Annotated in this window: 11 protein-coding genes, 2 tRNA genes and 2 riboswitches; of the genes, 3 read left to right on the plus strand and 10 right to left on the minus strand. The window is 57.3% G+C overall.

Annotated elements, in window-relative coordinates:
- Positions 1–209 precede the first annotated feature (209 nt).
- Positions 210–1472, minus strand: a complete 1263-nt coding sequence (gene murA, locus CRD20_RS03245) for a UDP-N-acetylglucosamine 1-carboxyvinyltransferase (RefSeq protein WP_239272592.1) — start codon at positions 1470–1472, stop codon at positions 210–212.
- Positions 1473–1519: 47 nt separating this feature from the next.
- On the opposite strand from murA, the gene CRD20_RS03250 reads away from it, so the two are divergent.
- Positions 1520–2119, plus strand: a complete 600-nt coding sequence (locus tag CRD20_RS03250; RefSeq protein WP_049173053.1) for a cob(I)yrinic acid a,c-diamide adenosyltransferase — start codon at positions 1520–1522, stop codon at positions 2117–2119.
- A gap of 71 nt (positions 2120–2190) precedes the next feature.
- On the opposite strand, the gene ramA is transcribed toward CRD20_RS03250, so the two are convergent.
- From ramA to CRD20_RS03275, 5 genes are all read right to left on the minus strand, one after another.
- A complete protein-coding gene (ramA, locus tag CRD20_RS03255; RefSeq protein WP_005511953.1) occupies positions 2191–3027 on the minus strand; it encodes an acetate metabolism transcriptional regulator RamA in 837 nt (278 codons plus the stop codon).
- A 475-nt stretch (positions 3028–3502) separates the two neighbouring features.
- Positions 3503–3760: riboswitch (cobalamin riboswitch) on the plus strand.
- Positions 3761–3953: 193 nt separating this feature from the next.
- Positions 3954–4778: an energy-coupling factor ABC transporter ATP-binding protein gene (locus CRD20_RS03260; protein ID WP_070429046.1), complete on the minus strand. Its 825-nt coding sequence runs from the start codon at positions 4776–4778 to the stop codon at positions 3954–3956.
- Positions 4779–4780: 2 nt separating this feature from the next.
- Positions 4781–5518, minus strand: coding sequence for a cobalt ECF transporter T component CbiQ (gene cbiQ, locus CRD20_RS03265; protein WP_070549912.1), 738 nt, complete (start codon positions 5516–5518; stop codon positions 4781–4783).
- A complete protein-coding gene (locus CRD20_RS03270) occupies positions 5515–5892 on the minus strand; it encodes an energy-coupling factor ABC transporter substrate-binding protein (protein ID WP_187404820.1) in 378 nt (125 codons plus the stop codon). Before CRD20_RS03270 ends, cbiQ begins: the two co-directional genes overlap by 4 nt.
- Positions 5893–5930: 38 nt before the next feature.
- On the minus strand, positions 5931–6713 hold the full coding sequence (locus tag CRD20_RS03275) for an energy-coupling factor ABC transporter permease (RefSeq protein WP_187404823.1): 783 nt from the start codon (positions 6711–6713) through the stop codon (positions 5931–5933).
- A 66-nt stretch (positions 6714–6779) separates the two neighbouring features.
- Positions 6780–7049: riboswitch (cobalamin riboswitch) on the minus strand.
- A gap of 303 nt (positions 7050–7352) precedes the next feature.
- On the opposite strand from CRD20_RS03275, the gene cysK reads away from it, so the two are divergent.
- Together cysK and epsC are read left to right on the plus strand one after the other, a co-directional pair.
- On the plus strand, positions 7353–8285 hold the full coding sequence (gene cysK, locus CRD20_RS03280; protein WP_187404821.1) for a cysteine synthase A: 933 nt from the start codon (positions 7353–7355) through the stop codon (positions 8283–8285).
- A 115-nt stretch (positions 8286–8400) separates the two neighbouring features.
- Complete coding sequence (epsC, locus tag CRD20_RS03285) at positions 8401–8994, plus strand: serine O-acetyltransferase EpsC (RefSeq protein ID WP_005511963.1); 594 nt, start codon at positions 8401–8403, stop codon at positions 8992–8994.
- Positions 8995–9094: 100 nt separating this feature from the next.
- Here epsC and CRD20_RS03290 read toward each other — a convergent pair whose 3' ends face one another.
- The 4 genes from CRD20_RS03290 to CRD20_RS03305 all read right to left on the minus strand — a co-directional run bounded on the left by CRD20_RS03290 (position 9095) and on the right by CRD20_RS03305 (position 10265).
- Complete coding sequence (locus CRD20_RS03290; RefSeq protein WP_187404822.1) at positions 9095–9376, minus strand: GNAT family N-acetyltransferase; 282 nt, start codon at positions 9374–9376, stop codon at positions 9095–9097.
- Positions 9377–9483: 107 nt separating this feature from the next.
- Positions 9484–9939, minus strand: a complete 456-nt coding sequence (locus CRD20_RS03295) for a hypothetical protein (protein ID WP_049190265.1) — start codon at positions 9937–9939, stop codon at positions 9484–9486.
- 157 nt (positions 9940–10096) lie between these two features.
- Positions 10097–10169: transfer RNA gene (locus CRD20_RS03300), tRNA-Phe, on the minus strand.
- A gap of 19 nt (positions 10170–10188) precedes the next feature.
- Positions 10189–10265: transfer RNA gene (locus tag CRD20_RS03305), tRNA-Asp, on the minus strand.
- Positions 10266–10683 lie beyond the last annotated feature (418 nt).

Here is a 10683-nt window from a genome sequence, read left to right on the forward strand (position 1 = left end):
ACGCTGACCTCCAGATACATTACACACACCCCACCAAAGACACAAAACCCCAGGTAAAATAGCGAAAACCACCACAAGCCACCACTGGAGAATCACTCCCTACGGTTCTGAAGCATCCAGAACCGAAGACTTGCGATGGTTTTCCGCACCGCGCGTTTAACTAGCACCGTGCGCTTAGCCGTTAGCCATTGACCAGAGGCCAACAATCACTAGCTAACCCGTTCAACCGATGCGCCAAGAGAATTGAGTGTCTCTACGAAGCCCGGGTAGCCACGGTCGATGTGATAGACATCGTGCACCTCAGTGACGTCACCTTCTTCAGTACACAGCCCAGCAAGCACTAGTCCCGCTCCGGCGCGAATGTCCGAAGACCACACAGGTGCGGAACTCAGCGTTTCCTTTCCGCGAATCATCACGTGGTGGCCATCGATAGTCGCGTCCGTGCCGAGGCGAATCATCTCGTCGACAAACCGGAAGCGCGACTCAAAAACGTTCTCGGTAAGCACTGACGTCCCTTCGGACACCGCGGACAGAGCAATGGCCATGGGCTGCATGTCCGTCGGAAAGCCTGGGTATGGCAGCGTTTGATAGTTCACACCCTGCGGACGCCTGTCCATACGCACGCGGAAGCCCTGCGGGTAGGTCTCGACCTGAGCGCCTGCGTTCTTCAGTTTTTCCAGAGGAAGGTGCAGGTACTTAGGGTTAATGCCAACGACCGTAATATCGCCGCCGGTCATCGCTGCAGCATAAGCCCAGGTCCCTGCGATAATTCGGTCGCCGACAACCTTGTGCTCAGTCGGGTGCAGCTTCTCTACGCCCTCAACCGTGATGGTGTTAGATCCCGCACCCGAAATCTTGGCGCCCATCTCCACGAGCATCTCGCACAGGTCGACAATTTCGGGCTCACGGGCGGCGTTATCCAGCACAGTCGTACCTTCCGCTAGTACGGCCGCGGTCAGAATATTCTCGGTCGCGCCGACGGACGGGAAGTCCAGCTTGATGTTCGCCCCCTTGAGTCGCCCCGCCTCAGCCACCACGCAACCGTGGTGAATATAGGTGCGTGCTCCCAATTTCTCCAGGCCAGCCTGATGCATGTCCAGCGGGCGGGAACCAATAGCGTCACCACCGGGCAGTGCGACAATCGCGTTACGGGTACGCGCCGTCAGCGGCCCGAGCACACAGACCGAAGCGCGGAACTGGCGCACGGCATCGAAATCGGCGTGATGCGAGAGTTCTTCGGGCACCGTGATTTCAATCCGGTCGCCCTCGCGCGTCACGGAGCAGCCGAGCCCTTCGAGGACCTTTTGCATCAATGGCACGTCGTCAATTTCAGGGCAGTTCGTCAGTACTGTCGTGCCCTCGGCGAGAAGCGCCGCACCCATCAGTTTCAGAACCGAGTTCTTCGCCCCGGAAATCTGAACCTGACCATTTAGCGTCGCTCCGCCTTTAACCAGAAATCGCTCATTTCCCACTCCCCCAGCCAACCACATTTCGCAATATCGCGCTTAGGCTTGAAGCTATGAGCGTTCATCTAACTCGCATTTACACTCGCACCGGCGACGACGGCACCACTGGATTATCCGATTTCAGCCGCGTTCCCAAGGATGATTCTCGCCTTATCGCCTACGCCACGTGCGAGGAGGCCAACGCCGCACTCGGCCAGGCGCTCAGTTTCGGCACGCTTGACGACGAAATCTCGGCTGTCATTCGCTACGTGCAGAATGACCTATTTGATGCCGGAGCCGACCTGGCAACACCTATTGAAGAAAACCCGAAGTACCCGCCGTTGCGTATCGAGCCGGATTACATCGAGCGACTCGAGCACTGGTGCGACCAATTCAATGAACAACTGCCGAAACTGGATTCCTTCATCCTCCCGGGAGGCACACCAGCCGCAGCACTGCTACACACAGCTCGGGTGATTACTCGCCGAGCCGAGCGTGCAGCATGGGCTGCCTGCCGCGAATTTCCCGAAACCACCTCAGTCCTACCGGCGAAGTATCTCAATCGCTTGTCTGACCTGTTGTTTATTCTTTCGAGAGTGGCCAATGACGGAAACGACGTTAAGTGGATCCCCGGTGGTGAGCGCGAAGCCCAGCGGCAAGCAGGGGGTAAGTAGCGGGTCAAGTAGCAGAACTGACTACCCCAATACCCGCGGGTTTGGGCGCAAAGGAACCGTCGTCAAGCGGTTTACGGCAGTGCGCCGATGCGACGGGCCGCGTTGACGGCCTCGTAGCGAGTGTGGGCGCCCAGCTTGCGCATCACGGAGCGGAGGTAGGACTTAACCGTCTCGGCACCGATGCCCATTTCCTCTGCGGCCTCGACGTTGGTGTGACCGAGGGCGACACAGGCGAGAACATCGAGCTCACGAGCCGACAGCTTGGTGGTCTGCTTGACGCGAACCGGGGTGACCATCTGATCGCAGAGCACCTCGAGCTCCTGGCGCAGCTTCTCATCATCCACACGGTTAGCGAGCATGCGCAGCTTGGAGTGCGTGGAGCGAACCTGCTCCCACTCAGCGCCATTCATGATGCGGCCGCCCTTACCGTTGCCCGAACGATCCATGTTGCGGCAGGCATCGACGACAGCGAGGTCCTGCTCCAGGCAACGGGCGGTCATTGTGACCTCTTCAAGAACCTTGTCCCCCAGGCGCACCGAGGAGTGCACGCCACCGTAGAGCACGCCACGGACAAGACGCGAAACGATCACCGGCACGGCGACCAGCGAGTGCAGGCCTTCGTCACGAATCTTGTCGTCATACTCATGGGTAATAACCTTGGCGCGCAGGTAGTCACTGACACCCACCGGGCGGCGCGTGGCCAACACGCGACCACCGACACCCGCACCCGATTCCACAGTCAGATTCTGCAGGGCCGGAGTACGCAGGCCAACCCAGTTGTTGATCTGCATCTTAGAGTTATCGGTGACTTCCGCATACATTGTGACCGGAATACCAGTCGCATTCTTTAGGGCGACCAAGGACGACTTAATAACCTCATTGTCGTCCAGAATGCGGTGGGGATCCATCTCGCGTCCTCCTGCGTAACGGGCAAATTGCTTCACTGGCACCCACAGAGGCACCATCAGCCTGTGACTTCGCGCCGACTTACACTCCTACGAAATGGCCAACTACCGCTCAGCGGCCACTGACCCTTTCGGGGGCTGTAAACCGTACAAAGTAGATAGTACCCTCCGAACGGGTACACCTGCATTAAGGCATCCGTCACACAATCTTAGGAAACAACTAGGTTTCTCTACAAGTACGTAAAGAAAATACCAGGATAAATCCTGTCATTAGCCCCGCCTCGGCCGAATAAATACAAGGCAGGGGGTAGCTATTTTTCCGCTAACAAACTGCGTGAATGTTGATAACAGAGGGTAATGAACGGCGTTTTACCCCCAATGCGGACATTTTCGAAAAAGACCTTCGCTTATTTTGCATCGTGCGCTATTGTCATACATGCAACAGGTTTTGTTGAGTTCCACTTTCAATGCTACGTCCTCCACGTGGTTGTCCGAAGGTGGTGCACAGCAAACGCAAGAGGGAATCCGGTGCAATTCCGGAACTGTCCCGCAGCGGTAATCTGGAACAAAATTCGCCAACGGCACTGAGGTTATTTCAACCTTGGGAAGCGGCGAAAAGTAGGAAAATTGATAATAAGGATCTGCACGTAAGCATTGAAGCTTGCGGCAGTCGTCATCCCCTTATTGTCGGTCACGCCAGAAAGTCCGAATACCTGCCTGATGCGCCGAGGGCACTGCAAAGTGCCACGGCCACGGAGATCGCCCGCGGACAGGTGTGACGTGAAATGGAAGCGAAGAAATGCGACAGCTTCGCCTATATTTCTAGGCCTATTTTCATAGGCATTACGCCCTGCCCGCGGGCGCTTTTCTCATTTTTAGCGTGGTTAGCTGCACATATCGATGAGCTATTCACCAACCAAACCGCTCGCCTAAACATCCTCTGGATGCCACACATCTCGCCCAATCGCCTTGGAGACCACGGGCGCCCAGGGCAAAGCCAATCGAGCATGTTCGACCAACCGTCGATCGGCCAAAATTTCCTCTTTGGAGCCAACTCGCAGTTTGCCGTCGGCAAGCACTGCTGCCCTATCGGCGAAATTCCACGCGAAGTCGATGTCGTGCGTGGCGACGACGACGGCCGTGCCCTGATCGCGCAATTGATTGAGCGTGTGTGCAAGCTTTCGTGTCGCCTGCGGATCGAGGCCGGCGGAGGGTTCGTCGAGAAGCAACACACGTGGGTGCATCGCCAGCGCGCCTGCGAGAGCGACGCGCTTACGCTGACCATAGGAAAGCTGGTGCGGAACGCGTTCGGCGAGATCGGTGACCTCGGCGGTACCTAGGGCCTCCCGGACGCGCCGCTCGACTTCCTCGTTCTTAATCCCCAGGTTGACGGGGCCGAAAGAGACGTCTGCGAACACGCTAGCCGCGAAGATTTGCTCATCCGGATCCTGCGTGACCATCTGTACTGAGCGGCGGACCGTATTGCGGCCGTGCCGGGAGTACTTGTAGGCGGTGCCGTCAAGGCGAACCTCACCACTATTGGGCTTAGACGCTCCCGCGAGCATACGCAACAGCGTGGACTTGCCCGAACCGTTTGCCCCCAACAGCGCTAGGCGCTCGCCACCCGAAATTGCCAGATCCACGCCTTTCAGAACGTGGGTTTCGTCGTAAGCGTATGTAACTGCAGCCGCTTCGACAATGACACCGTTGGCACCATGTACGTGATCAGCGCGATTTTTCCTGCTGCTCGACATCCCTATACACCCCATTTCAGCAGCGCCCAGGCCGCAATCAACGACAACAGTAATGCACTGGATATCACGATGAACTTCGGCTGCCTGGGCCGCGAAATCACCAGTACTTTCATTGCGCTCGGATCGGCGCGCAGCTCGATTCCCTCTTGCATCTTGCGCGCGCGGGTAAAGGCAATGACAAAGAGGCTGGCGGACTGTGCCGCTACATCTCGGATCATCGCCCGGCGCGTGGAGTGTCCCAAGCGTCGTGCTTGCGCTTCCGTCATCGAGTGTGCGGAGTGAATCAGCACGCCGGTCATCCGGTAAATCACCTCGGCGAGGTACGTCAAGTATCGCGGCAAGCCGTGCTTGTCGAGCCAGGCAATGAGCTCCGAAATCGGAGTGGTCAGCGCAAAGACCATCGTGCAGCTGATACCCGCAAACGAACGCATCACAACCTGCGCCATTCGCTGCGGGCCATCCGGCGACCACGCGAGACCGTCGGGAGTAAGCGCTACCAAAAGCGGAAACGCGCCGACGAGCACAAAAGCCGCCGGTGCCAGCACCATTGCCACATACAGCTTGCGGGGCACTCGGGCTATGTACGCAATAGACCAAGCAATGACCGCAATGACAGGCGCAAAGGGAATTGGCGGTAGCGCAACCGCCAGAATCAGCAGCCCACCGAGCAGCAGAATCTTTTCACCCACGTTGCGGCGTGCCCAAGCGCTGCGCGCCGCTGCAGCTTCTAGCGCATTCACTGCTCTTTCTCGCGCTTGTCCGAACGCGCAGCAGCCTTCCCTCGGTAGAAGCCAATAACGTAGAACAGGACGCCAGCACCGATAACGGCCTGGAGCGCGAACAGACCCGACTCGACCTCACCCGGCAGCTCGCCGACGAGTGGCTCGAACCACGGCTCGTAGTTCGGGTCGATTTCCTGAATTGTCTCCGTAGCGGTGGCATCAGTGCCGGCGAACGGCTCCTCGGCGTCGTCGTCCCCGTAGTTGAAGAACAGCGGGAACATGGCAATTACGACTACCAGGACAATGAGACCAACGCTGATCCACACGGAGTTCTTCTTCGGCTGGCTAGATGCCTGTGCGTCAACAATCTGCGCGTTGTTTTTTGCATTCATAATCGTGCTCTCTTTCGCTTCTTTTCGCTTGACGACGGCTACTGCTTCTGGCCGGATACGGATGCAGCTGCAGCATTCTGCGAAGTGGCAGACCCCGCAACAGCGTTGGTCGTGGTGTCTGCAGCCTTGGCCTCCGGTGCCGGTACTGGCGCATCGCCGAAGCGGGACAGGAAGCCGAGATCGAGGAGCTCAGAGTGTGCCACGGCCAGCAGGGTGCGCATGAGAATGACGGTGACCAGCGCCTCGATGATTGCCAGCGGAATCTGCGTGATAGCGAACAGGCCGAGGAATGTAGCCAGCGCGCCGCCAACACCGCCCGGGTTTGCCGGGTGTGCAAGAGCGAGCTGCATAGAGGTCACAACGTAGGTGGAGAGGTCAGCGAAGAACGCTGCTATAAACACACCTGGTAGCAGGCCTCCGCCGAGCTTTCGAGTCAATACGTAGAAGGCATAGCCGACCCACGGGCCGACGATTGCCATGGAGAAGATGTTCGCACCGAGCGTCGTAATGCCGCCGTGAGCGAGCAAGATTGCTTGGAAGAGCAACACGATTGAACCAAGCAGCGCCATCACCGGAGGTTTGAAAATTACAGCACCAAAACCTGTACCTGTCGGGTGCGAAGTGGAACCCGTCACGGATGGAATCTTGATTGCGGAGAGCACGAAAGTAAACGCACCGGCTGCACCGAGCAGCATGCCGCTACCGGGATGCTCTTTCATAGTGCGCTTGACTTGAACTGCGCCGTGAATGACAAAGGGAGCGGCAGCTACACCCCACCCAATGCAATGAGTGACTGGGAGAAATCCCTCAGCAATATGCATGATGTTAATCATCTTTCTGCGGCACTATTCACCTCGACAGCACCGCTCGACCGCCAATTCGCGGATGTGAATTGGATGATTTACAGTCGGTCTCCTGGCTGATGGGCTGAGGAAAGCTTCACGCTCCTATTAATGCCTCGCCTCCTTCCCCAAAGGTTTGAGTCCCTCTGAGTGGCTTCGACGAAGCATCGCAATCATCGGGTCTATTGCCTGCGTTTTCGGTTATCGCATATAACCGCTTACGCAGATAACGGCCGCAATCGCGCCCAATCACAGTGGCGAGGGCCGCTGCCTATTCACAAGGCATTCCCGTGCACTGTAAATCACGTCTCAGAATAGTGGATTCTAAGAAGCTTTAATGCTCTTTACCCTCACAATGGAGGTAAGGACTAACAAGGCAATGAGATAGCGTTAACGTCGCAAGAGCAGGAGCATTGGGAAAATAGCGGTGCGACTGCGACGGCGCCGGCCACGGCGACTATGACGGTGGCGGCACCGGGACTGACAGCTTCCACTTCCCTACGCAAGCCATGAAATAGACGAACTGGTCTGTACTAATTGCAGGATCAGGCGTACACTACGGCTACACGCGAAAACTCATTAGGAAGTCCTCTGTGATTTCCGGAATGGATAAGATTAATGACTATTTATAACGATGTCACTGAACTAATCGGCAACACCCCGCTGGTTAAGCTCAACCGTGTTACCGAGGGCCTGCCGGGCAACGTGATTGCCAAGCTGGAGTTTTACAACCCTGCCAACTCGGTCAAGGACCGCATCGGCAACGCAATTATCGATGCCGCCGAGCGCTCTGGCGAGCTCAAGCCGGGCGGAACCATCGTCGAGGGCACCTCGGGCAACACCGGTATCGCGCTGGCAATGGTCGGCGCAGCCCGAGGTTACAAGGTCATTCTCACTATGCCGGACACTATGAGCCAGGAGCGCCGCGTCGTTCTGCGCGCATTCGGCGCTGAGCTTGTACTCACCCCAGGTGCGGATGGCATGCGCGGTGCTGTCGATAAGGCCAACGAAATCGTGGCTAACACCGACAATGCAATCCTGGCTTCCCAGTTCGCCAACTCGGCCAACCCGGCTATCCACGAGGCAACCACTGGTGAGGAAATCTGGGAAGCTACCGACGGCAAGGTTGATTACTTCGTGGCTGGCGTCGGCACCGGCGGCACCATTACCGGCGCTGGCCGCGCACTGAAGAAGCACAACTCGGACATCAAGCTGGTTGCTGTCGAGCCGAAGGCCTCCCCGCTGCTGACCGAGGGCACCGCCGGCCCGCACAAGATTCAGGGCCTGGGCGCAAACTTCGTCCCAGAGGTTCTCGATCAGGAGCTTCTCGACGAGATCATTGCGGTGACCAACGAGGACGCTATTGAGGTCTCCCGCAAGGTCGCTGCAGCCGAGGGCATCCTCGGCGGTATTTCCGCCGGTGCAAACATCAAGGCTGCTCTCGAGATTGCAGCCCGCCCGGAGTCCGAGGGCAAGAACATCGTCGTGATTGTTCCTGACTTTGGCGAGCGCTACGTCTCCTCCATCCTGTACGAGGATCTGCGCGACTAAAGCCAAGCGCTATAAGCGTCCGTAACCTTCTCTGCAGAGCCCGCTAGCTGGCACTTTCCGTCGGCAAGCGGGTTTTTGCATTGTCCACACTTCCGACCAGATAGAATTGACGCCCATGAGTGACTTTTTCCGAATCCTCAAAGAGGATCTGGACAATGCCCGCGCACATGATCCAGCTGCGCGCAGTGATGTAGAAAATGCCATTGTCTACTCCGGCCTACACGCAATCTGGATTCACCGATTCTCGCACCGCCTCTGGAAACGAGGCGGGATTTTCAAGGGCATTGCACGAGTACTCGCGCAGTTTTCCCGTTGGCTGACTGGTATTGAGATTCACCCGGGCGCTCAAATTGGCCGAAGGTTCTTCATCGACCACGGCATGGGCATCGTCATTGGTGAAACAGCAGAGATCGGTGACGGCTGCATGCTCTACCACGGCGTGACGCTCGGCGGGCGCTCACTGGAGAAGGTAAAACGCCACCCCACCCTGGAGGATAACGTCACCGTCGGAGCTGGCGCGAAAGTCCTTGGTCCCATCACAATTGGTGCGGGCTCATCGATTGGTGCAAACTCCGTGGTCACCCACAGCTGCCCGCCCGATTCCATTGTGATAGGAATTCCGGGCCGCGTACGCCCTGCCAAGCCCGAAGAGCACAAGCCGTTGTGTGATCCGGCAGTGTACGTGCAAGGTGACGGAGATTTTATCTAGCTCCGCCCTAAAACTAGCTGTACACAAAGAAGCCGACCGGCTGCTCTTCCTATCGTGAGCAGCCGGTCGGCTTCTTTGTGTCTTCTTTGCCCTTCAGTGCCTAGTCAGCCAGTAGATCCTGGTATTCCGGGTTTTTCTCCACGAAGCTGGCAACAGCGGAGCAGCTGGTGCGAATCTTGCGGTTGTTCTTCCGAACATCATCCAACGCACCGGCAATAAGCGGCTTGGACAGGCCTTGTCCCCGGAATTTGCCATCTACAACCGTGTGGTCAAAATCCAGGGCACCTTCCACCGGGGTGTAAGCGGCAAAACCGGCCTCTTCCCCCTCTACGGTGAGAACATAGCGCTGACCGGCCTCATCGTGCGAAATAGTGTGTGCCATTTTCGGAATCACTTCCCTCTCGTGGTTGTGAAGCGTCGTCATTGCAAACGACTCTTAGGATGTAATCCAGATAACAGCTCTCGCTTCGGATTAATTCCGAATCCCGGCTAATTCTGAACTAGTGGGGGTTCGCCCGGGTGCTCGTCGGCACGCCCGACAGCGACACGGCACGGGACATCGCCCTTCGCGACCTTAGTCGCAGCCTCACCCTCTGCCCACCCAGGACTGACTGCCTCAGCGAGCGGGCCTGCCAAATCCGCCATTTCACAGTGAGACAGCCCCGGAGCCACCACACTGATGCGGTAACGCTTCCGATCCCCCGGATCCATGCCCGGGTTGGCCTCCGCCCACAAATCAGCGAGCGAAGAGGTGCGCCCCACATCGGGCATGACATCCTCGTAGACGTTGACTTCCTGATCCGGAATCAGTTCCGCGAGCACCCCACGAACCTTCTCAGCAGCCGATTGGCTGCCCTCAGCATCCGTGTAGACGAAGATGCGCACGACCCACGGCAGCGTCTTATCGTGGGACAGCGTTCCTGCTGAGGCGAATTCCTTACTCATGCACAACATCCTATCCGCTAGGGTGTGTACGCGGTTTAATTTCCCCTACTTTAAGGTTTTCGCACGGCTCGATGCACTTTGCTTTACGACGATCCCCGCGACAAACACCTGGTAAAACAAAGAATCCCCAGCCCGTTTTCGGACTGGGGATTAATTGTGGCCAGAAGCGGGATCGAACCGCTGACCTTCCACTTTTCAGGCGGACGCTCTACCGACTGAGCTATCTGGCCAGACTTGAAATTAATCAAGTGGCGACCCTGACGGGACTTGAACCCGCGACCTCCGCCGTGACAGGGCGGCGCGCTAACCAACTGCGCCACAGGGCCTTAAATGCCGTGCTCAACTTTCTGGACTACCAGCGCTGTGCACGAGTTGTTACTCTACAGAACAGCGCTGAACATAAGCAAATCGCCAGTTCATGGCAGATATTTTAAGTTGAAAACTGACATCCAGCCCCGGGTCTCGGGGCAACCTAGACCGTGACAAAAGCTCTCCCCACCAAACCCGGGTAAAGCCACCCTCTCCCCCAGTGACACCGATGCGAGTTACTGACTACGTTTATGGCTGGCGGCGTTGGGGCGATGCGAGTTACTGACTACGTTTATGACAAAAATGGCTCGAAAAATGGCCTGAAAGTGTCATAAACTCATACAGTTTCACATTTGCAGCCCGTAGTTTTTGGCTTCTCACCAGTCACCATCTTGAGAGTCAGACACACTTTTTGTCCATTACCCACGCCGACGC

Origin of the sequence: Corynebacterium sp. LK33, assembly GCF_014334955.1 — a bacterium.
GTDB lineage: Bacteria > Actinomycetota > Actinomycetes > Mycobacteriales > Mycobacteriaceae > Corynebacterium > Corynebacterium jeikeium_D.